Below are 26,147 nucleotides of genomic sequence, written 5' to 3' on the forward strand. Positions count from 1 at the left end.
CAGCAAGAAGTGGACGATGCCGATCCGGGACTGGAAAGCGGCCTTGAATCGCTTCAGTATCCAGTTCGAAGATCGTCTGTTAACGGTTTAATAAAAATCCCGTTTACACAAAATCTAGGACACCCTCGAGGCGCACTGCATTTCCGAATGGGGGCATAACTTTCGCCCGGACTACCTCAAGCTTCCCGACTATCAACGCCAGTTCAACATCCCGCAGGTATTGCTGTTGACCGCAACGGCGACGCCCAAGGTCATCGCCGACATGCAGGCGAAATTCGCCATCGCCGCCGACGATGTGGTGACCACCGGTTTCTATCGCCCGAACCTCAATTTGCTGGTGGAGCCGGTTCGCGGAACGGACAAGCGCCGGCGCTTGGTCGAGTGGATGAGCCAGCGTCCGGACCAGCCGAGCATCGTCTATGTCACCTTGCAGAAAACCGCCGAGCACATCGCCGAACACCTGAACCGCAACGGCATTCAGGCCGAGGCTTATCACGCCGGGTTGCCCCATGAGCAACGGGAAGCGATCCAGCGTCGATTCATGGGCGGGCAGTCCAATTGCATCGTTGCCACCATCGCTTTCGGCATGGGCATCGACAAGAGTGACATCCGCAACGTGGTGCATTTCGACCTGCCCAAATCCATCGAAAACTATAGCCAGGAAATCGGTCGCGCCGGGCGTGACGGGCAGCCGTCGGACTGCCTGGTGTTGGCCAACCGCGACAGCCTCAATGTGCTGGAGAACTTCGTCTACGGCGACACGCCCGAACTGGATGGCATCCGATGCGTGCTTGACGAGATGCATGCCGCAGCTGCTGAAGGGCAGTGGGAATTTCTGCTGGGGCCGTTGGCCGATCAGAGCAATATTCGCCAATTGCCGCTCAAAACCCTGCTGGTGCAGCTCGAATTGCGCGGGTTGATCGCTCCGCGTTACGCCTATTACGCCGAGTACCGCTTCAAGTATTTACAGGAACCCGAAGCGCTGCTGGCCCGCTTCGAAGGTGAGCGCAAGGATTTCGTCGCGGCGATCATCCAGACCTCCAGCCGCGCCCGGACCTGGGCCACGGTGAATTTCGAGGCGTTGTACGAGCAGCATCAGGCCGAGCGCAGTCGGGTGGTCAAGGCACTGGATTACTTCCAGGAGAAGGGCTGGGTGGAGCTCGAAAGCAAGCAGATGACCGAGGTCTACAGCGTGCTGCAAAGCGGTTTCGACAACGTCGCGTTGAGCGAGGAACTGCACGGCTACTTCACTCGGCATGAGCGCACCGAGGTCGCGCGGATTCACGCGATGCTGGACCTGTTCGCCACCGACCGATGCCTGGGTTATCGCCTGGCCGAGTATTTCGGCGACCACAATGCCCCGCAGCAATGCGGGCATTGTTCGGTGTGTCATGGGCACGTGGCGCGGCTACCGGCACCACCGGAGTTGCCGGCGCTTGTGGATAAAAATTTCGAGGCGCTGTGTGGCAACTTTATCCACAGGCACGAGCAGCACACGGGCAACTTGCCCTCGGCCGAGCGCGTGACACGGTTTCTGTGCGGGATCAGCGTGCCGTTGTTCACCAAGCTCAAGGCGCGGTCGATTCCCGGGTTTGCGGCGCTGGAAGATTATCCGTATGCCGGGGTGCGCAGTTGGGCCGAGCAACATCTTGCCGGCTGAACCAAAACCCTGTGGGATCTCAGGGCCTGGCAGTTCTTCATCCATCCGCTGAATGTTGCTCATCACAGGAATAAATTTCAAAAAACCCCGGTGGCTGACTATGGTGATGGCTGTCTTCGGATCGCCAACAAGAGAACAAAACATGAGCCAGACACCGTCGAATATTCAGCGCGCCGCCGTCATCGGCGCGGGCACCATGGGCCGTGGCATTGTCATGTGCCTGGCCAACGCCGGAGTGGCCGTGCAGTGGGTCGACAACAATCCGCAAATGCTGGAGCAAGCGCTGGTCACCGTGGCGGACACCTATGCCCACAACGTGCGCCAGGGCCGGATTGAGCAGAGCGAAGCCGAAGCCCGTATCGCGCGCATAACGGCGGCGGATGGTTATGTGGCCATCCGCGATGTCGACCTGGTCATCGAAGCGGTGTACGAAAACCTTGAGCTCAAGCAGAAAATCTTCCGCGAGCTCGATGGCCTGCTCAAACCTGAAGCGATTCTGGCGAGCAATACGTCGGCGCTGGACATCGATGCCATCGCTGCGGCCACACGCCGGCCGCAGCAAGTGCTGGGCCTGCACTTCTTCAGCCCGGCGCACATCATGAAGCTGCTGGAAATCGTCCGTGGCGCGCAGACTGCACCGGCGGTGCTCGACGCGGCGCTGGCGCTCGGCCAGCGCATGGGCAAGATCAGTGTGGTGTCGGGCAATTGCGACGGTTTCATAGGCAACCGCATGCTCAATACCTATGTGCTCGAAGCGCGGAAAATGCTGCTGGAAGGCGCTTATCCGTATCAGGTGGACGCAGCGCTGCAGGGCTTCGGTTTCGCCATGGGGCCGTTCCGCATGTTCGACGTGGTGGGCGTCGACCTGCAATGGCGCTCGCGCCAGTTGTCCGGTATCGGGCAGGATGCACCGGAGGTCCAGGTGGATAACCGTTTGTGTGAGCAGGGACGTTTCGGCCAGAAGAGTGGCAACGGCTTTTATCACTATGAACCGGGCAGTCGTCAGGCCGAACACGATCCGCAGGTCGACGCACTGGTGCTTCAAGTCAGTGAGGAACTGGGGTTCCAGCGCCGCGAGATCGGCCCGGAAGAGATTCTCGAGCGCTGCTTGCTGGCACTGGTCAACGAAGGCGCGAAGATCTTGCAGGAAGGCATTGCCGGGTCGGCTCACGATATCGATCTGGTCTACCTCAACGGTTACGGTTTCCCGGCGGACAAGGGCGGGCCGATGGCCTGGGCGGATCAGCAAGGGTTGGCGGACATTCATCGGCGCTTGATGGACCTTGAAACGCGTCAGGGCGATCACTGGAAACCGGCGCGGGTGATTGGCGAGTTGGCGGCGGCTGGCAAAGGCTTTGCTGACAAGTGATTGTTGTGGCGCCTGTGAGGGCGCCTTCGTCAGATCGCCGCCCGGAGCAAGCCCGCTCCCATATTTGATCTTCGGTGAACACAGATTTTGTGTACGACCGATATCCAATGTGGGAGCGGGCTTGCTCGCGAAGAACGATAACGCGGTTTTCGCCTTAGACTTGGCGACCCAACTCCAGGAATCAACGCTGATGCCCCAACGCACCGACTACCCCCACTTCCAGCCCATCACCACCCGCTGGCACGACAACGACGCCTACGGTCACGTCAACAACGTGACCTACTACAGCTTCTTCGATACGGCGGTGAACACTTACCTGATCGAAGTCGGTGGCCTGGATATCCATGACGGTGAGGTGGTGGGGTTCGTGGTGAGCTCTTCCTGTGATTACTTTGCTTCCATTGCCTTCCCTGACCGCATCGAGATCGGTCTGCGGGTGGGCAAGTTGGGCAACAGTTCGGTGCAATACGAACTGGCCGTGTTCAAGCAAGGGGAAGATGAAGCCTGCGCGGCGGGGCGCTTCGTGCATGTGTTTGTCGATCGTGCGTCGAATCAACCCGTGGCGATTCCTGCCGGGTTGCGCGGTGCGCTGGAGCGTCTGGTGGTTCAGTAAGGCAAAAAAAATCGCAGCCCTTGGGCTGCGATTTTTGATGTACCAGTTATAGCCAGGCGATGGATGCCTTAGTCGTCGTCGTGCCAGCGATGCTTGCGGTGGCCATAGGCATGGCCGCGGCCCGGATGGCCGTCACGGTAGTAACGACGATCACCATGGCCGCGATAGTAACGACGATCGCCGTCATCATCATTATCGTACTCTTTGCCCATGTGGTTACCCAGCGCGCCACCGGCGCCGCCGCCTGCTGCGGCGCCGATCAGGCTGCCGGTGGTGCCGCCCAAGCTGCGGCCGACCACGTTACCGCCTGCAGCACCCAACGCGCCGCCAATGGCTGCTTCGCCACGGCTGTGTTTGTTTGCGCCGACGGCGCTACCACCCGCGCCACCCAGGGCCGCGCCGATGGTGGAACCTGTACTGCCGCCTAACGACTGACCGACGACCGAGCCTAAAACCCCGCCCAATGCGCCGCCTACGCCGGCTTCGGTAGTGCCGCCAGCAGACGCAATACCGCTGACCAGGCCAAGGGACAACAAGAGAATCGAGGAGAACTTCATGGAGGAACCTCAAGGGGATGACGGCGCGATCCTGAGGCTCTGGAATGGGCGTGACAATCGAAATCCGACGAATAACACGACCTGTATACAATATTGCAAGTTACTGTTTTTTGGGCGGAACTTAACGTTTTTTTGCCGGTCTTTTACTTATTCGCAAAGGCCGTTTTCATTAGGAAACGGCCTTTTTTGTGGGCGATTGGAAAGTGCAGGGTCCGGAGTCTTTGGTGATTGGTCTGGCCTCATCGCGAGCAAGCTCGCTCCCAACAGGGGACCATCGTCGAGCACAAATTTTGTGTCCGCTTAAGATCTGAATGTGGGAGCGAGCTTGCTCGCGATGGGGCCAGTTCAGACAACCTGTTACGCCGACCTGGCCATGATCAACCCGGTCTCACTCGCCGCTTCCAGCCGGATCGCCACAAACTTCGACGTCGGCGTATGGCTGCCATCGCCGGTGCTTTCCAGCGGCACCAACGGATTCACTTCCGGATAGTAGGCCGCCGCTTGCCCGGCCGGGATATCAAACGCCAGCAGCGTGAAGCCTTTTACCCGACGTTCCACGCCATCGTCCCAGAGCGAAACGATGTCGGCCTTTTGCCCCGGCTTGAAGCCCAGGCGAATAATGTCGGCTTCGTTGACGAACAACACGTCCCGCTGGCCTTTCACACCGCGATAACGGTCGTTGAGGCCATAAATGGTGGTGTTGTACTGATCGTGAGAACGCATCGATTGCATGATCAGGTCCGGCAGCACACCAGTGGCGCGGGTGCGTTCGTGCACCAGGTCTTTGGGCAGCGCGTTCGAGCGGAAATTGGCCCGGCCCGAGGCGGTGTCCCACTTGCGTGCACCGGCACTGTTGCCCAGGTAGAAACCGCCCGGGTTCTTGACCTTCTCGTTGAAGTCCTTGAAGCCGGGAATGGTCTCGGCGATCAGGTCGCGGATGCGGCTGTAGTCGGCCACCAGCCAGTTCCAGTTCACCGGGTGGCTGCCCAGGGTCGCGGCAGCGATGCCGGCCAGGATCGCCGGTTCCGAGCGCATCTGGTTCGACAGCGGCTGCAGCTGGCCATTGGAGGCGTGGACCATGCTGAACGAGTCTTCGACGGTTATCGCCTGTGGGCCTTCGGTCTGGATATCGATGTCGGTGCGGCCCAGGCACGGCAGGATCAGCGCGTCCTTGCCGTGGGTCAAATGGCTGCGGTTGAGCTTGGTGCTGATCTGCACTGTCAGGTCGCAGTTTCGCAGGGCCTGGAACGTGCGCGGGCTGTCCGGCGTGGCCTGGGCGAAGTTGCCGCCCAGGCCGATGAAGACTTTCGCCCGGCCTTCAGCCATCGCATGAATCGCCTCGACCACGTTGTGGCCGTTGTCGCGTGGCACCTTGAACTGGAAGCGCCGCTCCAGGGCATCGAGGAACGCGGCAGGAGGGCGTTCGTTGATGCCCATGGTCCGGTCGCCCTGCACGTTGCTGTGGCCACGCACCGGGCACAGGCCGGCGCCCGGCCGGCCGATGTTGCCGCGCAGCATCATCAGGTTGGCGATTTCCTGGATGGTCGCCACCGAATGACGATGCTGGGTGATGCCCATGGCCCAGCACATGATGACGTTCTTGCCTTTGGCGTACATGCGCGCCGCTTGCTCGATTTCCACCAGGCTCAGGCCGGACTGCTCGACGATCTGCTCCCACGGGGTGTCGTCGATGACGGCCAGGTAATCCAGCACGTTGACGCTGTGCTCGTTGAGGAAGTCGTGGTCGAACACCGCCGGCTCACCGGTTTTCTGCGCGTCGCGCTCCCACAGCAGGAGGAATTTCGCCATGCCGCGCATGATCGCCATGTCGCCACCCAGGGCCGGGCGGAAGAATGCGGTGTTGGTCGGCTTGTCGCCGTTGGTGAGCATTTCGATCGCGTGCTGCGGGTGCTGGAAGCGCTCCAGGCCACGCTCCTTGAGTGGGTTGATGCACACCACTTGGGCGCCGCGCTTCACCGCTTCGCGCAGCGGTTCGAGCATCCGTGGGTGGTTGGTGCCGGGGTTCTGGCCCCAGACGAAAATCGCATCGGCGTGTTCGAAGTCGTCGAAGGTCACGGTGCCTTTGCCGACCCCGACGCTTTGCGACAGCGCGACACCGCTGGCCTCGTGGCACATGTTCGAGCAGTCAGGGAAGTTGTTGGTACCGTAGGCGCGCACGAACAGTTGATAGAGGTAGGCCGCTTCATTGCTGGCCCGGCCCGAGGTGTAGAACTCGGCCTGATCCGGGCTCGACAGGCCGTTCAGGTGTTTGGCGATCAGGGCGAATGCGGCGTCCCAGCTGATCGGCTTGTAGCGATCGGTCTCGGCGTCGTAGCTCATCGGCTCGGTCAGGCGGCCCTGGTATTCGAGCCAATAGTCGCTTTGTTCCTGCAGCGAAGTGACGCTGTGTTTGGCGAAGAATTTGGCATCGACACGGCGTTTGGTCGCTTCCCAGTTCACCGCCTTGGCGCCGTTCTCGCAGAACATCACCATGCCCTTTTCCGGAGAATCGCCCCAGGCGCAACCCGGGCAATCGAAGCCGCCGTTCTGGTTGGTCTTGAGCATGATGCGCAGGTTTTTCAGCGCGTTGTCGCTGGTCAACCAGGCCTGGGCCACGCTGATCAGTGCGCCCCAGCCACCGGCCGCGCCTTTGTAGGGCTTGTAGCGAGGGACGGGTTTCTGATCGGCTTGACGGTGTTGACTCACGCTTGATTCTCCAACGTTGGGCTGTAGACCCGCGGTGCATTCTTCTGTGGCAGATGGATGAGATTGAGGTTGTGGCGACGGGCCCATTGCACGGCAAGGCCCGTGGGCGACGACAGGCTGACCAGGGTCTGGATGCCGGCGCGCAAGACTTTCTGGATCAATTCGAGGCTGCAGCGGCTGGTGACAATTGCCAGGCCGCCAGCGGTCGGGATCTTCTGGCGGATCAATCCGCCGATCAGCTTGTCGAGGGCGTTGTGGCGGCCGATGTCTTCGCGACCGAGCAGCAACTCGCCTTTGTCGTTCATGAACACTGCCGCATGCACCGCACCGCAATGCTGGCCCAAGGGCTGGAAGGCGCCGATGCGCTCGCGCAGGCCATCAAGCCATTCGACCGGCGGCAACGGGGCGCCGGGCAGTACCTGAAGGTCCGGCAGTGCTTGCTCGACCGCTTCCACGCCACAGAGCCCGCAACCGCTGGTGCCGGCCAGTTGCCGACGCTGCTGCTTGAGGTTCCAGAACGCGCGATTGGCGATGGTCACTTGCGCGTATTGCGCCGACCCCGAGCCGCTGAGTTGCAGGTCGTAGATGTCCGTGGCGTCCTGGATGATGCCGCTGCCCAGGCTGAAGCCGACGATGAAATCTTCCAGGTCCGTGGGCGTTACCAGCATGACCGCCTGGCTGATGCCGTTGAAGGCAATCGCCAGCGCAACTTCTTCGGCCAGCGCGGTGCTGGCCGATTCGGAGTATTCGAGATTGCTATAGCTGTACGTCTGGCTGGCGGCGGGCGCGGGCGTTTCGAGGGCAGGCGCCGCGCATGCAGGGCGCTTGGTGTTCATGGCATCACCGACGGTTTGATCAGCTTTAAGACTAGGCGCGGCAAGTTGTCACGTCTAATCGCTAATACTGATCTACCGATAGATACCGTCGATCAAGCACCGATCAGCGATTGTTGATAGAGGGTAAAACAGGCTTCTGCCAGCGCTGAGCGCGGTGCGCTGCGACGCATGATCAGCCCCAGGCGGCCGAGGGTCTGGGCGTTCTCGATCGGTTGCAGGCGCAAGTGTTCGGTCAGCCCTTCGAGGCCGCCGTCCAATGGCATCACGGCGCAACACAGACCGCCGTGCACGGCTTGTAACAGTTGATGCACGGCATCGGTCTGCAACAACGGCTGCGGGGTCAGACCACGGCTGTGGAAGTTGTGGTCGATGGACTGGCGAAAGTGCATGCCGCTGGTGAGCATGCCCAGCGGCAGCTCAATCAAGGATTCCCAGCTCAGCGGCGCCTCGCCAAAGGTGAAGAAGCGTTGATCGTACAGCAGGCCCATGCGGGTTTCGCTGAAGGCCAGGGAGTCGAAGTGTTCGGTGTTGAGGCGCTCCAGATAGGAAACACCGAGATCCAGGCGATTGTTCGCCAATTGCTCGAGGATCTGCTCCGAACTCAGGGCCGAGAGTTCGAAGCGCAGGTTCGGGTGTTCGGCGTGCAAGCGTTGCATCAGTGGCAGCGGATCGAAGCTCGACAACGGCACTACGCCCAGGCGCAAGGTGCCGACCAGATTGCCGCGACAGGCAGCCGCCTCGGCGTACAAGCCGTCGTAGGCCGCCAACACCGTGCGCGCCCAGGCCAGCACCCGCTCGCCTGGCGCGGTGAAGCCTTCGAAGCGCTGACCGCGATTGACCAGCGGTAGGTCGAGTTCTTCTTCAAGGCTGCGCAGGCGCATGGACAGGGTCGGCTGAGTGATGTGGCAGCGCGCGGCGGCCTGTCCGAAATGGCGGGTTTCGTCGAGCGCGATGAGGAATTTCAGCTGCTTGATGTCCATCTGCGCTCCAGGGGGTGGGAAGGTGCGGATTCTATCGCAAGCGGGGTCATTGGTCGGGTTGGATTCGTAAGTGACGACCGTGGTCTAGGCTTTGACGTCTGGAACCCGAAACCCAAGGAGAGTGCACCATGAGTCTTTTGAGCTTTGTGAAGGAAGCAGGCGAAAAATTGCTGGATTTGCTGACCCCAGGCAACGCCAATGCCAGTGAGCAGTTGAAGGAGCACATCAGCAAGGTCGGCCTGGGCAACCCGAATGTGCAGGCGACGGTTGATGGCGACAAGGTCACGGTGACCGGTGAAGTGGCGAGCCAGGAAGAGAAGGAAAAGATCCTGCTGGCGGTGGGCAACATCGCCGGGGTTGGCAGTGTGGATGATCAGATTACCGTGACTGGGCCTGTCGTTGCTGCCGCAGTGTTTGTCACCGTCGTGAAGGGCGATACCCTCAGCGCGATTTCCAAGCGCGTGTACGGCGATGCCAACAAATACAACAAAATCTTCGAGGCCAACAAGCCGATGCTGTCGCACCCGGACAAGATCTATCCAGGGCAGTCGTTGCGGATTCCTGAGTAACACCAAATCTGTGGCGAGGGGGCTTGCTCCCGTTGGGCCGCGCAGCGGCCCCAAATTCTTACGACTGCTGCGCAGCCGAGCGGGAGCAAGCTCCCTCGCCACATTGACCGCGCCAGGTTCAAAGCCCCGCAATCAAATCCCGATAATCCCCGACCGCCGCAAACTCCGCCGTGTCCTTCGGCCCCTTACGGCTGTCCGGCTCGCGCACGGCCAGCAAATGCGCCACGCCAAAGTCCCGTGCGCTGCGCAGGATCGGCAAGGTGTCGTCGATGAACAGACTGCGCGTCGGATCGAAATCGATATCGGCTTGCAGCGCATCCCAGAACTGCGGGCTTTCCTTGGGGAAGCCGTAGTCATGGGAGCTGATCAAACGCTCGAAGTAGGGCGCCAGTTCGATTTTTTCCAGCTTCAACGACAGCGCATCCCGATGGGCATTGGTGATCAGCACCACGCGCTTTCCGGCCCGTTTGATCGCCGCCAGAAAGGTGTCGGCATCCGGGCGCAGGGCGATCAGATGCGCGGTTTCCAGTTTCAGGTCGCGCACCGACAGTTTCAGTTCGGCGCTCCAGAAGTCCAGGCAGTACCACTGCAACTGGCCGGCATGGCGCTCGAACAACGGCTGCAGTTCCATCTCGGCCATGGCCCGGCTGACCCCGTGCAGTTCGGCGTAACGCTGGGGCAGGTGCTCCATCCAGAAGTGGTTGTCGAAATGCAGGTCCAGCAGCGTGCCGTCCATGTCCAGCAGAACGGTATCGATGTCGGACCAGGGTAATGAAGGCATGGCAACGTCTCGGGCAGTAGAAAGATTTCTGGCGTAAACAATCGGGAAAGCCGCGTTATAGTAGCGCGTTCACGCCAAGGAGCTTTGCATGCGCCAGAAACCCACCATACTCGCCCGCGAAATTGTCGCCACCAGTCGATTGTTCTGCGTGGAAGAGCTGAAGCTGCGCTTTTCCAACGGCGTGGAGCGCACGTATGAACGCCTGGTCGGCAAGGGTGCCGGGTACGGCGCGGTGATGATCGTGGCGATGCTCGATGCCGAGCATGCGGTGCTGGTCGAGGAGTATTGCGGCGGCACGGATGCATATGAAATGTCATTGCCCAAGGGCTTGATCGAGCCGGGTGAAGACGTGCTGGCAGCGGCCGAGCGCGAGCTCAAGGAGGAGGCCGGTTTTGGCGCGCGGCAGCTGGAGCACCTGACCGAACTGTCGCTGTCCCCCGGTTACATGAGCCAGAAGATCCAAGTGGTGCTGGCTACCGATCTCTACGAAGCGCATCTGGAAGGCGACGAGCCAGAGCCTATGCGGGTGGACAAGGTCAATCTGCGGGAGCTTTCGGCGCTGGCGCAAAACCCGCAATTTACCGAAGGCCGTGCCTTGGCGGCGCTGTACCTGGCCCGAGACCTGTTGACTCAGCGCGGAGCGTTCCAGCCATGAATTTCCCGCATCCGTTGATGGCGCCGGTAATTGAGCTGGCCTTGCAGGCCGGTGATGCGATCCTGCCGTTCTGGCGCACAGGTACGGCCGTCACGGCGAAGGCTGATGACTCGCCGGTGACCGCTGCTGACCTGGCCGCGCACCACCTGATTCTGGCCGGGCTGACGGTGCTCGATCCGAGCATCCCGGTGCTCTCCGAGGAAGACGCCAACATTCCCCAAAGCGTGCGGGCCGGATGGCAGCGCTGGTGGCTGGTCGATCCGCTGGATGGCACCAAGGAATTCATCAACGGCAGCGAAGAGTTCACCGTCAACATTGCTTTGATCGAAAACGGTCGGGTGGTGTTCGGTGTGGTGTCGATGCCGACCAACGGGCGTTTTTACGTCGGTGGTGCGGGACTCGGCGCCTGGCGTGGCGATAAAGGTGGCACGCCCGTGGCGATCAAGGTGCGTGATGCATTAGCGCCCGGCGAGTCGTTCACCGTGGTGGCCAGTCGTCGCCATTCGAGCCCGGAGCAGGAGCGTTTGCTGGCGGGGTTGAGCGCCAGCCTTGGCGAGCTGCAACTGGCCAATATCGGCAGTTCGCTGAAGTTTTGCCTGCTGGCTGAAGGGACGGCGGATTGCTATCCACGCCTGGCACCGACTTCCCAGTGGGACACGGCGGCAGCGCAAGGTGTGCTGGAAGGTGCGGGCGGTGAGGTGCTGGAGTTGAGCGGTGAGCCGTTCAGTTATCCGGCAAGGGAGTCGCTGTTGAATGCGTTCTTCCTGGCGTTGCCGGCGAAGGCGGCTTGGCGGGAGAAGTTGTTGGAACTGGCACGGTCCTGAGCTCGCCTTTACTTTGTGGCGAGGGGGCTTGCCCCCGTTGGGCAGCGAAGCTGCCCCAAATCTGCCCTCACGCAGTATCCATTAGAATCGGTTGTCTGGATTGCGCCTGCTACGCAGTCGAACGGGGCGGTGCGGCGGTCCGACAAGCCCCCTCGCCACAGGTGTTGTGTCAGCCGGTTCAGCGGTGCAACACGTACTGCCCGACAAACCTAACCGCATCCTCATCACGGCCTTCATTGACGACCCGCGTATGCAGCGTCAACCGTGCTCGGCTGTATCGCTGGAAGGTGGTCAGGAATTTCTTCCAGATCACCGGGTCCGGCGCCTGGCAAATGGCATTGGCATCCCCCGTCACCGGCAGCGGATAGCTGATCTGCCCTTCCTGAATAACGATGTGCCCGTCGGTAATGCCTTCTTCCTTGAGGCGCAGATGCAGCCAGCCCCAACCGGCCAGGACCGCGCCGCAATACAGGCTGCCACCGAACATGGTGCTCTTGTGGTTGACGTTGGCTTCCAGCGGCAAGTGCAGACGCAGTTGCTGGTCATGCCAGTCGAGCACTTTGAGGCCCATGTCCCGGGTGAGAGGAATGTCGTGATGGAGAACGGATTCCAGTTGTCGACTGTCGCGGCTCATTGAGGGGCCTCTGGCGTGAAGTGGATGATTGGACGGTAGCTCAGTCGAGGTCGTCAGGGTGGGCCGAGGCACCACTGTCGGCGAAACTCAAACCGTGCTTACGCAGTTTGTCGTGCAGGGTTTTGCGCGGAATTCCGAGGGCTTCGGCGACGCTGCGCACCGAGCTGTGCGAGCGTGCCAGTTCGGCGGCGATGAGGGTTTTTTCGAAGTTCTCCACTTGCTCGCTCAAACCGCCGCTGACGGCTTCGACCCTGTTGCCAGTGCCGCCTTCCGGTGTGCTGTTGTCGAGGGCCAGTTCCAGCCCGAGGGCAAAACGTTCGGCCGCATTTTGCAGCTCGCGCACGTTGCCCGGCCAGGTGTGGCGCAGCAGCAAGGCACGTTGTCCCGGTTGCAGTTCATGGGGCGGCAAGCCGTGGCGGGCACTGGCTTCATCGGCAAAATGCTGGAACAACATCAGCGCATCTTCGCCCCGTTCGCGCAGCGGTGGAATCCGTAGCGGCGCGACGTTCAGGCGGTAATACAGGTCGGCACGGAAACGCCCTTGATCCGCTGCCTGACGCAGGTCTTCCTTGGTGGCGGCGATGATGCGAATGTCCAGCGGGATCAGTTGATTGCCGCCCAGGCGTTCGACCACCCGCTCTTGCAGCAAGCGCAGCAATTTGACCTGTACATCCAGGCTCATGCTTTCGATTTCATCGAGGAACAGCGTGCCGCCATTGGCGAATTCGAACTTGCCGATGCGGCGTTTCTGCGCGCCGGTGAAGGCGCCGGGCTCGTGGCCGAACAGCTCGCTTTCGACCACTGATTCGGCCAGGGCACCGGCGTTGATCGCCACGAACGGTCCGTTGCGGCGACTCGATAAATCGTGCAGCGCCCGGGCCACGACTTCTTTGCCTGCGCCGGTTTCGCCGAGGATCAGCACATCGGCCCTGGTCGCCGCCAGTGCACCGATCTGCTCGCGCAAGCGCAGCATCGAAGGTGAGTGGCCAACCAGCCGCGTGCTCAGCTCGTTGCGGTCGCTTAAAGCCAGCCGCAGGCTGCGGTTGTCCAGCACCAGCCGGCGCAGGGCCAACGCGCGGCGCACACTGTCGAGCAGGGCGTCGCTGGCGAAGGGTTTTTCCAGAAAGTCATAGGCCCCGGCGCGCATGGCCTGCACGGCCAGCGGCACATCGCCGTGGCCGGTGATCAGCAGCACCGGTAGCTCCGGGTCCTGGGCGTGCAGTTCGGTCAACAGTTCCAGACCGTCCATGCCGGGCATGCGGATGTCGCTGACCACCACCCCTGGCCAATCACGTTCAAGTTGTGCGGCCAGACCCTTGGCTTCGGCCAGCGGCAGGATTTTCAGGCCCGCCAGGTCCAGCGTCTGGCTCAAGGCCTGGCGCAGATGGGGGTCGTCGTCGATCAACACGACCTGAATGCGGTTGTCGATGGTCATGCACTTCGGTCCTCGGACGGTTGCAGGCTCACGCCCGGTGCGCCTGCGCGCAGCTTCAGGGTAATCAGGGCGCCGCCCTCCTTGTGGTTGGCGAACGACAGTTCACCGCCGAAGGCGCGCATCAGGGTTTCGCAAATCGCCAGCCCCAGGCCAAGGCCCTGGGTGCGGGTCTTGGTGGTGTAGAACGGTTCGCTGGCGCGCCCAAGGGCTTCCATGCAAAAGCCGGGGCCGTTGTCGCGAATGTACAGGTTGACGCCATCGGCCGTGGATTGGGCACTGAGCCAGAGTTTACGTGGCGGGCCTTTCTCCGTCAGGGCATCCAGGGCGTTGGCCAGCAGATTGCCGAGTACCTGGCGCAGGCGGGTTTCCCCGGCCTCGACCCACAGGGTGGCGGCGGGCAAGTCGCGGATCAGTTCGACTTCCATGCTGCGTCGACGCTTGGCCAGCAAGGCCAGGGCATCGTCCAGCGCCGGTTGCAGGGCGACGCTTTCCGGGGCGTGCCGATCGCGTCGGGCAAAGGCGCGCAGGTGGGCGATGATCGAGGCCATGCGACCGGTCAATTCGCTGATCAGCTTGAGGTTGCCGCGGGCATCGTCGGTGCGCTGGTGATCGAGCAACACTTCGGCGTTTTCCGCGTAGCTGCGAATTGCTGCCAGCGGCTGATTGAGTTCGTGGCTGATGCTCGCCGACATGGTGCCCAGTGCCGACAATTTGCCGGCCTGCACCAGATCATCCTGGGCGCGGACCAGCTCCTGCTGAGCCTGTTCGCGCTCCAGCACTTCCTGTTTAAGGCGCCGGTTCAGGCCTTCGAGATCGCTGGTGCGCTCGGCGACCCGGCCTTCCAGCTCGCGACGAGCCTTGGCTTCGAAAGCAATGCGCTCGAGGTAATGGCGGCGGCGCTGCATCATCAAGCCAAGCAACAGCATCAACACCAACAACGCTGCGCCACCGATGGCCACCACCGTGCGCACCGGACGGTCGATCAAGGTGCGCGGGGCGAGGATGCTGACGTCCCAGCCGGTTTCGGTGATCTGCTGGGTCTGGGTCAGCCAGGCATTGGGGTTGAGCTTCAGCGGTTTTGGATCGCGGGTTGGATAGGGCTGGATCGCAGTGATGGCTTTGCTTTCGTCTTCGCTCAACGAACGGGTCGAGCGGAATCGCCACTCCGGTCGCGAGGTGAGAATGACCACGCCGTTGTGATCGGTCAGCAGCAGTTGCTCCGGGGTTTTGCCCCACAGGCTTTCGGTGTGGTCGAGGTCGACCTTGACCACCAATACGCCGACGATTTTTTCGCCGTCGCGCACACCGGCGGCGAAGAAGTAACCGCGCTTGGCGGAGGTCGTGCCCAGGCCGAAAAAGCGCCCGAGCCGCCCGGCCATGGCTTCGCTGAAATATGGCCGGAAGGAAAAGTTGCGCCCGACAAAACTGTCGTGTTTGTCCCAGTTGGAGGCGGCCAGGGTCTTGCCGGTGGCGTCCATCAGGTACATGACTTCGGCACCGGTCTGGGTGGCGATGTTTTTCAGCAGGCGGTTGGCATTGCCTTGGGTGACGCCATCGTCCGGCGCGCCGAGCACGGCACGCAAGGCGGGCAGGTCGCCGAGGATCTGCGGCAACACTTCATAGCGGTGCAGGGTACCCAACAGGTTGGCGACGTAGAGGTCGAGGGTCTGACGATTCTGACTGGCCAGCTCGCTGCGGTAGTAACGCTCGGCGAGATGCTCCAGCGGCCACAGCAACGGCGCCAGGCACAGTGCCAGCAGGGCCAGGCTGCGCCAACGGGGTCTGGGGGGGAGAGTCGGTTTCATGAGCAGCATGCGCCTGTGGGTACAGGCGCATTATGCCTAGGCTTGCCCGCCTTGGGTCAGCTGCATCTTGATCGGCCAGCTTCAGCCGGCCTTTCAGGCAAAGACGTCGGCATCCTTGAAGAATACGCCGGCCTGATCTTTCGCCGACAGCTGCGGCGTGTCCTCCAGTTGCCAGTCGATGGCCAGGTCCGGGTCGTCCCAGCGAATGCTGCGCTCGGCCGATGGCGTGTAGTAGTCGGTGGTTTTGTATAGGAACTCGGCAAACTCGCTCAAGACCACGAACCCGTGGGCGAAACCTTCCGGAACCCAGAGTTGGCGATGATTGGCGGCAGACAGGCGCACAGCGACCCATTTACCGAAGTGCGGTGAGCTGCGACGGATGTCTACGGCGACGTCCAGCACTTCACCGGCCGTGACGCGAACCAGTTTTCCCTGGGTATTTTCCAGTTGGTAATGCAGACCGCGCAGCACGCCCTTTTGTGAACGGGAGTGATTGTCTTGAACGAACTCAGTGTCCAGTCCGGTGGCCTCTTTGAAAGCCCTGGCGTTGAAGCTCTCGTAGAAGAAACCACGTTCGTCACCAAAGACCTTGGGTTCGAGGATCAGAACACCGGGCAGGTCGGTGGTCACTACATTCATGGTCTTTCTCCAGTAACAGGCGTTTGATGGCCGCCATTCTTGCGCAAAGTGCAGATCGAGGCGAGTACGCAGGGATAAAACGCTCAATACCGCCCCGACAAACGACCGGCGCCGGCAGTGGGGGGGTTGCGTATCGCCCGAACCAGTGGCGATATAGGCGCCTAATAAAATTTCAGGGGTCGTTGTATGCCGCTCGCCACGTTGATTCATCGCGCCAGTTTGCCCAGCCCGCAGGTGTCTGTGGAGCAAGCGCTAGGGTTGCTGGAAGAACATTACGGGCTCAGCGGCAGGTTGCAGGCCCTTGGCAGCCAGCAAGACCTGAACTACCGCGTCGACAGCGAGCGGGGACGTTTCGTCCTGAAAATCTGCCGTGGCGACTACTCGGTACTGGAGATTCAGGCACAACACGCCGGGCTCAAGCATCTGGGCGAGCACCCGGATGTACAGGTGCCGCGTGTTATCGCGGCGAAAAACGGTGCAGACCTGCTGTCGCTGGACGTGGACGGCCAGGCGGTACACGTTCGCCTGCTCGACTACATCGAAGGCCAGCCGCTGACGAGCCTCGGCCATTTCAACCCGACGGTGGTGTCCGGCTTCGGGCGCCTGTGCGGTGAAATGGACCTGGCCCTGGCGGATTTCGACCATCCGGGGCTGGTGCGAACCCTGCAATGGGACGCCCGCCATGCTCACGCCCTGATCGCGCATTTGCTGCCGGTGATCAAGGATGAAGCCAAGCGCAAACTCATCGTCGAAGCGTCCGGGCAAGCCGAGCGGCATTTGCAGCCGCTGCAGGACAAACTGCCGGTGCAGGCCATTCACATGGACATCACCGACGACAACGTGGTGTGGCAGCGCGATGCGCAGCGCCATTGGCAGTTGCAAGGCGTGATCGATTTCGGCGACCTGGTGCGCACCTGGCGCATTACCGATCTGTCGGTGACCTGCGCCGCGCTGCTGCATCATGGCGAGGGCGATCCGTTCTGCATTTTGCCGGCAATCCAGGCGTATCACGCGGTCAACCCGTTGCAACACGAAGAACTGCTGGCGTTGTGGCCGCTGATCGTCGCCCGTGCGGCGGTGTTGGTGCTCAGCGGCGAACAGCAGGTCAGCATCGATCCGGGCAATGCCTACAGCCGCGATAACCTGGTCCATGAGTGGGAAATCTTCCGTGTGGCCACGTCGGTGCCGTTGGCGCTGATGGAAGCGGCGATCCTCACCGCCGTCGGCCAGAACCTGCCCACCATCGGCAGCGAAGGCTTCGCGCCGCTGTTGCCGAGCCTGGTGGGGCGTGAGTTCGCCTTGATCGACCTGGGCGTGCTCAGTCCGCATTTCGAAGCGGGGAACTGGGAGCAGGAGGGCGTCGATCAGCGCCTGCTGGATGAAGCGGCCGTGGCACATGGCCTGGCGGCCAGTCGTTACGGGCAATACCGCCTGTCCCACACCCGCCCGGACAGCGCCGCTGAACCGGACACTTGCCCGTTGCACGTCGAGTTGCGTGTGCCTCAGGGCACAGCGGTCGAAGCGCCGTTTGCCGGGGTGGTGCATCACCCATCGGTGGGCGTGCTGCAATTGGACGGCCCGCAACTGAGTGTGCGGCTTTGGGGTGTCAGGCCGTCTCTGCACAGCGGCGCAGCCCTGGTCAAAGGCCAGGTACTGGGCTCGGTCAGCGGGCCATTGATCGTGCAGTTGTGCCGTGGCGCGTCGATCAATGCGCCGTTGTTCTGTACACCTTCGTGCGCGGCGGCCTGGCAAGCATTGTGCCCTTCGCCGGCAGCGTTGCTGGGGCTGGCCTGTGACGCCGAAGCCGAGCTCGACGGCCCGACCCTGCTGGCCCGGCGCGATGCCAGCTTCGCCCGCACGCAAAAACACTACTACGTCGACCCGCCGCGCATCGAACGCGGCTGGCGCAACCATTTGATCGACATGCAGGGCCGTTCCTACCTCGACATGCTCAACAATGTCGCGGTGCTGGGTCACGGCCATCCACGCATGGCCGCCGTCGCCAGCCGCCAGTGGTCATTGCTCAACACCAACTCGCGCTTCAACTACGCTGCCGTGGCCGAGTTCTCCGAACGGTTGCTGAAGCTGTCCCCTGACGGCATGGATCGCGTGTTCCTGGTCAACAGCGGCAGCGAAGCCAACGACCTGGCGATTCGCCTGGCGTGGGCCTACAGCGGCGGCCGCGACATGCTCAGTGTGCTGGAGGCCTACCACGGCTGGACCGTGGGCGCGGATTCGGTGTCGACCTCGATCGCCGACAACCCCAAGGCGTTGAGCAGCCGCCCGGACTGGGTGCACCCGGTGACCGCGCCAAACACCTATCGCGGTGAATTCCGTGGCCCCGACAGCGCACCGGATTATGTGCGCAGCGTCGAACACAACCTGGCGAAAATCACCGAGCAGAATCGCCAACTGGCCGGTTTCATCTGCGAACCGGTGTACGGCAATGCCGGCGGTATCTCGCTGCCACCAGGCTATTTGAAACAAGTCTATGCAATGGTCCGGGCTCGGGGCGGCGTGTGCATCGCCGACGAAGTGCAGGTGGGCTACGGGCGCATGGGCGATTTCTTCTGGGGCTTCGAAGAGCAGGGCGTGGTGCCGGACATCATCACCATGGCCAAGGGCATGGGCAACGGCCAGCCACTGGGCGCGGTCATCACCCGCCGGGAAATCGCCGAGGCGCTGGAGGCCGAGGGTTACTTCTTCTCGTCCGCCGGCGGTAGCCCGGTCAGTTGCCAGGTTGGCATGGCCGTGCTGGATGTGATGCACGAGGAAAAGCTCTGGGAGAACGCCCAGGTCGTAGGCGGGCACTTCAAGAAGCGCCTCGAAGCGTTGATCGATATTCATCCGTTAGTGGGCGCGGTGCACGGTTCCGGTTTCTATCTGGGCGTCGAACTGATACGCAACCGCGAAACCCTGGAGCCAGCCACCGAAGAAACCACCGCACTGTGCGACCGTTTGCGTGAACTGGGGATCTTCATGCAGCCGACCGGCGATTACCTGAACATCCTCAAGATCAAGCCGCCGATGGTGACTTCGCGCCAGAGCGTGGATTTCTTCGTGGACATGCTGTCGAAGGTGCTCGCGGAAGGGCTGTAAACACATCCCCCTGTGGGAGCGAGCCTGCTCGCAATAGCGGTCTTTCAGTCGAAAAGTATGTGACTGGAATGGCCTCATCGCGAGCAAGCTCGCTCCCACAGGGGTGGTAGTGCTAGTTCGATTGATATCGGCTTTCGATCGGTTGTTTTTGTAACTCTGGATGTAAGGTGCTTTAAAAGCCGATATTTATCGGATATAAAGTGGCCAGTCCACGGCGTGTACCAATGCGCTTCCATTTCTGTCAGGTATCAATGTCACTCCGGAGTCCTGAGCCATGACCACGTTGAACAGCTCCCCTCGCGCCGACGGCTTCTACATGCCAGCCGAATGGGCACCCCAAACCCAGACCTGGATGATCTGGCCCGAGCGCCCGGACAACTGGCGTCTGGGTGGCAAACCAGCACAAGCCGCCCACGTGGCAGTGGCCAAGGCCATCGCCCGTTTCGAACCGGTGACCGTGGCGGTTTCCGCCGGCCAGTACGAAAACGCCCGTGCCCGTCTGGACGTGCCGAATATTCGTGTGGTGGAAATGTCCAGTGACGACGCCTGGGTCCGCGACACCGGCCCGACCTTTGTCATCAATAACAAGGGTGAAGTCCGTGGCGTGAACTGGGACTTCAATTCGTGGGGCGGCTTCGACGGCGGCCTGTATTCGCCATGGAACCGTGACTCGCAGGTCGGCGGCAAGATCCTTGAGATCGAGCGCAGCCCGCGCTACTGCACCGAAGGCTTCGTGCTGGAAGGCGGTTCGATTCACGTCGACGGCGAAGGCACCCTGATCACCACCGAGGAATGCCTGCTCAATCGCAATCGCAATCCGCACATGAATCGCGCAGAAATCGAAGCGGTGCTGAGTGCAAACCTGGCTGTGGATAAAATCATCTGGTTGCCGGATGGCTTGTTCAACGATGAAACCGATGGTCATGTGGATAACTTCTGCTGCTACGTGCGCCCGGGTGAAGTGCTGCTGGCCTGGACCGATGATCCGCAGGACCCGAACTACCCGCGCTGCCAGTCGGCGATGAAAGTGCTGCAAGGCAGCACCGACGCCAAGGGCCGCCCGTTCACGGTGCATAAGATGCCGATCCCGGGCCCGCTGTTTGCGACCGAGGAAGAGTGCGCCGGTGTCGATCCGGTCGATGGTACGCAGGAACGTAATCCCACTGTTCGTCTGGCCGGTTCCTATGTGAACTTCCTGATCGTCAACGGCGGCATCATCGCGCCGTGCTTTGACGACCCGCAGGATGGCCCGGCAAAGGAGATCTTGCAGAACCTGTTCCCACAGCATGAAGTGGTGATGGTGCCTGGTCGCGAACTGTTACTGGGGGGCGGCAATATTCACTGCCTTACCCAGCAACAACCCGCGCCGCACAAGGAGTGAGTTAGGTCGTAACAGCTTGAGTTGATTGCAAAATTCCTCAGGCTGTCGATAAGCCACCAGCGTTGCACGGAGCCCGCGGCCCTACAGGCCTGCGGGCTTTTTTGTATATACAAGGACACACTTCAGAGACCTTGGCACAGCTCTTGTATCTCTGCTGTTGTAACTCGGGGAGGGGGAGGACTTCGATGTTCTGTCATAAACCTTGGATAAGTTAGCCGCTCACAAACCGGGAGAGAGCGCTGAAATGAACGCCGAAGTGAACGTAGTGAGCGACAAGGCGTTGCATCCCCTGGCAGTAAACAGCGAATCGCTCCAGATCCTGGCGCACTGGTTCAAGTCCAATGGAATGCGTCAGATCAGCGAAACTGATCCGCGCCGGACGATGATCGAGCGTTACCCTGCTGGTTTATTCAGCGAGGCGGAACTGGATGCGTTGTGGGATGTAATGGAAGGATAAGAAGAAAAACAACGGATTGAACAAAAAAAGCGCTGCCGGGATGGCAGCGCTTTTTTTTGCCCGCAGATTCCTGCAATCACCACGATCCCACAGGGTTTGAGACGCAACCATTCGACCGATTCAAGCAACAGACTGAAAGCCAATCCGGCGTTTTTCCGGGGCTGCTGCGGCACTAACCTGCCGACATCGAATTTTCCTGAATTTCTGTCGGAGCTCTCCCATGATCCTGCATTACATCTACGACCCCTTGTGCGGTTGGTGCTACGGCGCCAAACCGCTGCTGCAGGCCGCCCAGGCTGTGCTGCCCGTGATTGCCCACGGTGGCGGCATGATGACGGGGGCCAATCGGCAAAAGGTTTCGCCCCAACTGCGCAATTACGTCATGCCCCACGACCGGCGCATCGCCGAATACAGCGGGCAGCCGTTCGGTGAAACTTATTTCGAAGGTTTGCTGCGTGATCACACCGCCGTGTTCGACTCGGCGCCACCCATCGCTGCGGTACTGGCTGCCGAGCAAATGACCGGTCGCGGGCTGGAGTTACTGGGGCGTTTGCAAAGTGCTCACTACGTGGAGGGGCGCCGCATCGCCGACGAGTCAGTACTGTTTGAACTTGCCCACGGTATGGGGCTGGACCGCGAAGCCTTCGAAAAAGCCTTCAGGGCGGCCGACACCGAAGACCATATCAGGAACAGCCGGGCTCTATTGGCCAAGGTCGGCGGGCAGGGTTTTCCGACCCTGGCGCTTGAGCACGATGACCAATTCACCCTGATCGATATCGGGCCATGGCTGGGCAAACCCCAGGCTTTTGCGCAGTGGCTGGGGCAGTCGCTGCCCGATCAGGGGTCATCCATTTCCGTAGCAGCCTGTGGCCTCGATGGCTGCACGGATTGAATATTCCTGCCGCGTAAAGCAATTTCTTAGACGGTTTTCGCCTGTTTTCAGACGATTCATGAAATTGATACATCGTTAAGGACGCAGCTACGATTCGGCCCAACGCCTGTGGCCGACCGCCACGATCAAAAATTATAAAAAGGCCCGCCGCGATAAATCGTGGGCGGGCCTTTTTGTTTTCGTCATGAAAAAAGAGCGCGATAGCGCCGTTTCGGCCGTTCGACACAGCGCGTATCAACCGGAAATAAGGAAAAGAACAAAATGTTGAACAAGCGAATCAGCCTGATCGCTCTGGGGATGTTGAGTGCGACACAGGCCATGGCGAACGACCAGGCCGAATCCAAGGGTTTTGTTGAAGACAGCAGCCTCAAAGTGCTGCTGCGCAACGCCTACATGAACCGTGACTTCAAAGACGGCAACCCGGATAAATCCGAGTGGGGCCAGGCGGCCATCGGCACGTTCTCGTCCGGCTTTACCCAAGGCACCGTCGGTGTGGGTGTGGACGCTTTCGGGTTGTACGCACTGAACCTGGAGCGCAGCGAAGACCGTAGCGGCGCGCAAGGCATCGATTTCTTCAAGAAGGGCGACAGTGGCCAGCCGGCGGACGATCTGTCCAAGGGCGGCGCAGCAATCAAGTTCCGCCTGTCCAGCACCACCCTGACCTACGGCGACCAGATGCCGGCCCTGCCGGTGCTGAACTACGACAACTCGCGCCTGCTGCCGGAAAGCTACACCGGCACCTTGATCACCTCCAAAGAGATCAAAGGCCTGCAACTGGACGCCGGGCGCTTCACCGCCGAATCGCGCAAAAGCGCCGAAGGCCGTGACAGCGGTGGCTTGAAATCGATCAACGTACTGGGCGGTAGCTACCAGTTCACCGAGCAATTCAAGGCCGCGCTGTACGCTTCCGACGTCGAAGACGTGCTGAAGAAGCAATACGTGAACGCCAACTACGTGTTCCCGATCGACAAGGATCAGTCCCTGACCCTGGACTTCAACGGCTACCGCACCAAGCTGGAAGACTCCTACGTCGGCGAAAACGGTATCACCGGCGACGACAACAAGATCTGGAGCCTGGCGGCCACCTTCATCACCGGCCCGCACTCGTTCACCCTCGCGCACCAGCGCAGCACGGGCGACAGCAACCTGGGCTACGCCTACGGCGGTTACCAGAAAGACCAGGGTCGCATCGGCGACGGTGGCAACACCATCTACCTGGCGAACTCCTACTGGTCCGACTTCAACGCCGAAGACGAACGCAGCTGGCAACTGGGCTACGGCCTGGACTTCAGCACCTTCGGTGTACCGGGCCTGAGCTACAACGTGGCCTATGTGCGCGGCGACAACATCACCACCTCCACCAGCGAAGGCGGCACCGAGCGCGAGATCTTCAACCAGATCAAATACGTCGTCCAAAGCGGCCCGGCCAAAGACCTCAGCGTGAAACTGCGCAGCTCGGTCCTGCGCGTGTCGCAGAAGTCGAGCGAGTACAACGTCAGCGGCAACGAAGTGCGTGTGTTTGTGGATTACCCGATCAATATCTTTTGATGATGGGTTGTGGTTTCGAGGCCTGATCACCGGCTGAGAAAAGAAAAGCCCCGACTGGTTCGGGGCTTTTTTGTGCTGTTGACTTGCTCATGTCGCCGAAACTCGATTTCGGTAACACGTCTTTCGAACGTGTTGTCCGCGGCGACATGTTCGGAAGACGTGTCGCAAAAAGTGGAAAATTGCGACACGTCTAGTACTTCAAATCGATTGCTCGAATATACGGCAATGCCGTATAGTTAGGTCCATGTTCACGATTATCGAAACCGAAATTTTCAAGCGTTATGCTGAATCCATCTGGGACGATGGCGAACGTCATGAATTCATTACCTGGCTGGCGGCTAATCCGTTGGCCGGCGACGTGGTTCCTGGCAGCGGCGGTCTACGCAAGGTCCGTTGGTCCCGTAGCGGGATGGGCAAACGAGGCGGTACCCGTGTCATTTACTACAACACGCTTTCTGAAGGCTCAATCTGGTTGTTAATCGCCTACACCAAGGCGAAGTTCGACAATTTACCCGCAGCCTTCCTCAAGCAACTGAAGGAGGAAATCAGCAATGGTCAATGAACTGGAGCAATTCCAGCAGGACTTGCTGGACTCTGTGCGTCAAATGAAAGCAGGCAAAGCCGCTCGTGTGACTGAGGTGCCGTTGTCTGCGGCAGCTGAAGCGCGGGCAAAAGTCGGTGTGTCTCAAAGTGCATTCGCCAAGCTGATTGGAGTCAGTTTGCGAACGTTGCAGGATTGGGAGCAGGGGCGGCGGCAACCGACGGGAGCGGCGCAGACACTATTGCGTGTGGCGAGTCAGCATCCTGAGGCATTGCGTGACCTTCAAGCGATTTAGCTAAGAAGGCAAACTCCCTTCTCAACACATCGCCGAGAGAAACTCGGCAGGTCTCTCGATGGGCGCCAGTACTTTGCATGCCTTTTCCTTTATTCATTACACCATGTAACGAATGAAGTTCCCGCCCCCACCTTTATCCCCTCCCACCAACCCCATACATTCATCTCCAACGCCTCTCCCATCATCCCGACGGGAAGGTCACTGGAGTTTCCCTCATGCCTTTCGTAACCGTACGCATCACCCGCGATGGCGTTACCACTGAGCAGAAAGCTCAGGTGATTGCCGAGATCACTGAAACACTGGAACGCGTGCTCAATAAACGCCCTGACCTGACCCACATCGTGATCGAGGAAGTCGACACCGATAACTGGGGTTACGCCGGCATCACCACCACCCAGTACCGCAAGCAGCTGGCCGAGGCGGAGGGGCAGTCATGACGTCCTCCGTCACCATCGATTTCATCTCCGATGTGGTGTGCCCCTGGTGCGCACTGGGGGCGACGGCGCTGGAGCAGGCGATCGAGAACGTGGCCGGGGAAGTCTCGGTCGAGCTGACCTACAAGCCGTTCGAGTTGAACCCGGACATGCCGGCCGAAGGTGAGCAAGCGGTCGAGCACTTGATGCGTAAGTACGGGAGAACGGCCGACGACGTCGCCGCCGGCAAGGCCATGCAAATCGCTCGCGGCGAGGCCATTGGCTTCAAGTTCGATCTGGAGAAGCGCACGCACTTCTACAACACCTTCGATGCGCACCGTTTGTTGCTGTGGGCGTTGCAGGAAGGGCGGCAAGTCGAGTTGAAGAAGGTGCTGCTACAGGCCTACTTCAGCGAAGGCCAGAACCCGAGTGATCACTCGACGCTGGTGCGCCTGGCGACTGAAGCGGGGCTGGATGCGACAGGGGCGAGAGAGGTGCTGGCGTCTGACGCATTCGCCAACGAAGTGCGTGAGCTTGAAAGCTATTACCGCCAGCACGGCATCAACTCGGTCCCGGCCATGGTGCTGAATGGTCGCCACCTGGTGTCCGGTTCGCAATCGGTCGGGTACTACGAACAAATGTTGCGGCAAATGGCGAACGCCCCGGCCGAAGCCTGATTACAGATTTCTACCCCACTTTTTATTGTCAGAGGTCTTCATCATGAGCATTTCGAAAAAAGTCATCGTAATCACCGGCGCATCCCAAGGTCTCGGCGACGGTATGGTCAAAGCCTTTCGTGAACTCGGTTACCGGATCGTCGCCACATCGCGCTCGATCAAACCATCCACCGATCCGGACATTCACACCGTGGCTGGTGACATCGGCGAACCGGAAACCGCCCAGCGCGTCATCCGTGAAGCGATGTCCCGTTTCGGTCGCATCGACACCCTGGTCAACAACGCCGGGATCTTCATCGCCAAGCCGTTCACCGCGTACACCGCAGAAGACTACGCCAATGTGTTGTCGGTGAACGTCAATGGCTTCTTCTACATCACCCAACTCGCCATCGCCGAGATGGAAAAGCAAGGCAGCGGCCACGTCGTCAACATCACCACCAGCCTGGTGGACCACGCCATCGACGGCGTGCCATCGGTGTTGGCTTCACTGACCAAGGGCGGCCTCAACGCGGCAACCAAATCCCTGGCCATCGAATACGCCAAGCGCGGGATCCGGGTGAACGCCGTCAGCCCGGGCATCATCAAGACCCCGATGCACGGCGAAGAAACCCACGCCGCACTGGGCAATCTGCACCCGGTCGGGCACATGGGCGAGATCGATGATATTGCACAAGCGGTCGTGTATCTGGACGGCGCCAAGTTCGTTACTGGCGAAATCCTGCACGTGGACGGTGGTCAGAGCGCGGGACACTGAACGCGATTTTTCAAAGCCCGGAAACAA

Annotated in this window: 24 protein-coding genes and 1 pseudogene; 16 read left to right on the top strand and 9 right to left on the bottom strand. The window is 60.7% G+C overall.

Translation table 11 applies throughout. From position 1 onward, the window contains the following. Positions 1-127: 127 nt before the first annotated feature. The 3 genes and pseudogenes from KGB07_RS12685 to KGB07_RS12695 all read left to right on the top strand — a co-directional run. Positions 128-1,660, top strand: a pseudogene (locus tag KGB07_RS12685) (RecQ family ATP-dependent DNA helicase); the annotation flags it as partial. A 142-nt stretch (positions 1,661-1,802) separates the two neighbouring features. Then, entirely contained in the window at positions 1,803-3,029 is a 1,227-nt protein-coding gene (locus KGB07_RS12690; RefSeq protein WP_223465541.1) for a 3-hydroxyacyl-CoA dehydrogenase, read from the top strand. Between the two features lie 190 nt (positions 3,030-3,219). Next, positions 3,220-3,642, top strand: coding sequence for an acyl-CoA thioesterase (locus KGB07_RS12695; RefSeq protein WP_007972849.1), 423 nt, complete (start codon positions 3,220-3,222; stop codon positions 3,640-3,642). Between the two features lie 68 nt (positions 3,643-3,710). Here KGB07_RS12695 and KGB07_RS12700 read toward each other — a convergent pair whose 3' ends face one another. The 4 genes from KGB07_RS12700 to KGB07_RS12715 form a co-directional block, all read right to left on the bottom strand. Then, on the bottom strand, positions 3,711-4,199 hold the full coding sequence (locus tag KGB07_RS12700) for a glycine zipper domain-containing protein (RefSeq protein ID WP_046040805.1): 489 nt from the start codon (positions 4,197-4,199) through the stop codon (positions 3,711-3,713). A 357-nt stretch (positions 4,200-4,556) separates the two neighbouring features. Beyond that, a complete protein-coding gene (locus tag KGB07_RS12705) occupies positions 4,557-6,905 on the bottom strand; it encodes an FdhF/YdeP family oxidoreductase (protein WP_223465542.1) in 2,349 nt (782 codons plus the stop codon). Next, positions 6,902-7,741 carry a formate dehydrogenase accessory sulfurtransferase FdhD gene (gene fdhD, locus KGB07_RS12710; RefSeq protein WP_223465543.1) on the bottom strand — a complete coding sequence of 280 codons (840 nt, stop codon included), beginning with the start codon at positions 7,739-7,741 and terminating at the stop codon, positions 6,902-6,904. Before fdhD ends, KGB07_RS12705 begins: the two co-directional genes overlap by 4 nt. A 92-nt stretch (positions 7,742-7,833) precedes the next feature. After that, a complete protein-coding gene (locus KGB07_RS12715) occupies positions 7,834-8,721 on the bottom strand; it encodes a LysR family transcriptional regulator (protein WP_046040809.1) in 888 nt (295 codons plus the stop codon). 128 nt (positions 8,722-8,849) lie between these two features. On the opposite strand from KGB07_RS12715, the gene lysM reads away from it, so the two are divergent. Next, positions 8,850-9,290 carry a peptidoglycan-binding protein LysM gene (gene lysM, locus KGB07_RS12720; protein WP_046040810.1) on the top strand — a complete coding sequence of 147 codons (441 nt, stop codon included), beginning with the start codon at positions 8,850-8,852 and terminating at the stop codon, positions 9,288-9,290. A gap of 118 nt (positions 9,291-9,408) precedes the next feature. On the opposite strand, the gene yrfG is transcribed toward lysM, so the two are convergent. Continuing rightward, complete coding sequence (yrfG, locus tag KGB07_RS12725) at positions 9,409-10,071, bottom strand: GMP/IMP nucleotidase (protein ID WP_223465544.1); 663 nt, start codon at positions 10,069-10,071, stop codon at positions 9,409-9,411. Positions 10,072-10,159: 88 nt separating this feature from the next. On the opposite strand from yrfG, the gene nudE reads away from it, so the two are divergent. Further along, on the top strand, positions 10,160-10,726 hold the full coding sequence (gene nudE / locus KGB07_RS12730; RefSeq protein WP_223465545.1) for an ADP compounds hydrolase NudE: 567 nt from the start codon (positions 10,160-10,162) through the stop codon (positions 10,724-10,726). Continuing rightward, positions 10,723-11,550, top strand: coding sequence for a 3'(2'),5'-bisphosphate nucleotidase CysQ (cysQ, locus tag KGB07_RS12735; RefSeq protein WP_223465546.1), 828 nt, complete (start codon positions 10,723-10,725; stop codon positions 11,548-11,550). Before nudE ends, cysQ begins: the two co-directional genes overlap by 4 nt. Positions 11,551-11,728: 178 nt before the next feature. On the opposite strand, the gene KGB07_RS12740 is transcribed toward cysQ, so the two are convergent. The 4 genes from KGB07_RS12740 to rfbC all read right to left on the bottom strand — a co-directional run bounded on the left by KGB07_RS12740 (position 11,729) and on the right by rfbC (position 16,063). Continuing rightward, positions 11,729-12,184, bottom strand: coding sequence for a YiiD C-terminal domain-containing protein (locus KGB07_RS12740; protein ID WP_008003181.1), 456 nt, complete (start codon positions 12,182-12,184; stop codon positions 11,729-11,731). Positions 12,185-12,224: 40 nt separating this feature from the next. Continuing rightward, entirely contained in the window at positions 12,225-13,619 is a 1,395-nt protein-coding gene (locus KGB07_RS12745) for a sigma-54-dependent transcriptional regulator (RefSeq protein WP_046040818.1), read from the bottom strand. Continuing rightward, complete coding sequence (locus KGB07_RS12750; RefSeq protein ID WP_223465547.1) at positions 13,616-15,424, bottom strand: ATP-binding protein; 1,809 nt, start codon at positions 15,422-15,424, stop codon at positions 13,616-13,618. The genes KGB07_RS12745 and KGB07_RS12750 overlap by 4 nt, the downstream gene beginning before the upstream one ends. 93 nt (positions 15,425-15,517) lie before the next feature. Further along, on the bottom strand, positions 15,518-16,063 hold the full coding sequence (gene rfbC / locus KGB07_RS12755; protein ID WP_046040819.1) for a dTDP-4-dehydrorhamnose 3,5-epimerase: 546 nt from the start codon (positions 16,061-16,063) through the stop codon (positions 15,518-15,520). A gap of 186 nt (positions 16,064-16,249) precedes the next feature. Between rfbC and KGB07_RS12760 the strand changes: the two genes are divergently transcribed. From KGB07_RS12760 to KGB07_RS12805, 10 genes are all read left to right on the top strand, one after another. After that, complete coding sequence (locus tag KGB07_RS12760) at positions 16,250-19,162, top strand: aminotransferase (RefSeq protein ID WP_223465548.1); 2,913 nt, start codon at positions 16,250-16,252, stop codon at positions 19,160-19,162. Positions 19,163-19,436: 274 nt separating this feature from the next. Then, positions 19,437-20,543: an agmatine deiminase gene (gene aguA, locus KGB07_RS12765; RefSeq protein ID WP_046040822.1), complete on the top strand. Its 1,107-nt coding sequence runs from the start codon at positions 19,437-19,439 to the stop codon at positions 20,541-20,543. A 244-nt stretch (positions 20,544-20,787) separates the two neighbouring features. Continuing rightward, positions 20,788-21,000, top strand: coding sequence for a hypothetical protein (locus KGB07_RS12770; RefSeq protein WP_007972820.1), 213 nt, complete (start codon positions 20,788-20,790; stop codon positions 20,998-21,000). 220 nt (positions 21,001-21,220) lie between these two features. Continuing rightward, the gene (locus KGB07_RS12775) at positions 21,221-21,892 is read left to right on the top strand and encodes a DsbA family protein (protein ID WP_223465549.1); all 672 of its coding nucleotides are present in this window, start codon (positions 21,221-21,223) and stop codon (positions 21,890-21,892) included. Positions 21,893-22,153: 261 nt separating this feature from the next. After that, entirely contained in the window at positions 22,154-23,440 is a 1,287-nt protein-coding gene (locus KGB07_RS12780; RefSeq protein WP_223465551.1) for an OprD family porin, read from the top strand. A 244-nt stretch (positions 23,441-23,684) separates the two neighbouring features. Continuing rightward, positions 23,685-24,002, top strand: coding sequence for a hypothetical protein (locus KGB07_RS12785; RefSeq protein WP_046040827.1), 318 nt, complete (start codon positions 23,685-23,687; stop codon positions 24,000-24,002). Then, positions 23,992-24,276 carry a helix-turn-helix domain-containing protein gene (locus KGB07_RS12790; protein WP_008003166.1) on the top strand — a complete coding sequence of 95 codons (285 nt, stop codon included), beginning with the start codon at positions 23,992-23,994 and terminating at the stop codon, positions 24,274-24,276. The genes KGB07_RS12785 and KGB07_RS12790 overlap by 11 nt, the downstream gene beginning before the upstream one ends. Positions 24,277-24,491: 215 nt before the next feature. Then, the gene (locus tag KGB07_RS12795; RefSeq protein ID WP_008046542.1) at positions 24,492-24,713 is read left to right on the top strand and encodes a tautomerase family protein; all 222 of its coding nucleotides are present in this window, start codon (positions 24,492-24,494) and stop codon (positions 24,711-24,713) included. Continuing rightward, the gene (locus tag KGB07_RS12800; protein WP_046040829.1) at positions 24,710-25,366 is read left to right on the top strand and encodes a DsbA family oxidoreductase; all 657 of its coding nucleotides are present in this window, start codon (positions 24,710-24,712) and stop codon (positions 25,364-25,366) included. Before KGB07_RS12795 ends, KGB07_RS12800 begins: the two co-directional genes overlap by 4 nt. A 43-nt stretch (positions 25,367-25,409) precedes the next feature. After that, positions 25,410-26,120: an SDR family NAD(P)-dependent oxidoreductase gene (locus KGB07_RS12805; protein WP_046040831.1), complete on the top strand. Its 711-nt coding sequence runs from the start codon at positions 25,410-25,412 to the stop codon at positions 26,118-26,120. Positions 26,121-26,147 lie beyond the last annotated feature (27 nt).

The sequence above is a fragment of the Pseudomonas sp. GL-RE-26 genome (assembly GCF_019956275.1).
Classification (GTDB): Bacteria; Pseudomonadota; Gammaproteobacteria; order Pseudomonadales; family Pseudomonadaceae; genus Aquipseudomonas; species Aquipseudomonas grandcourensis.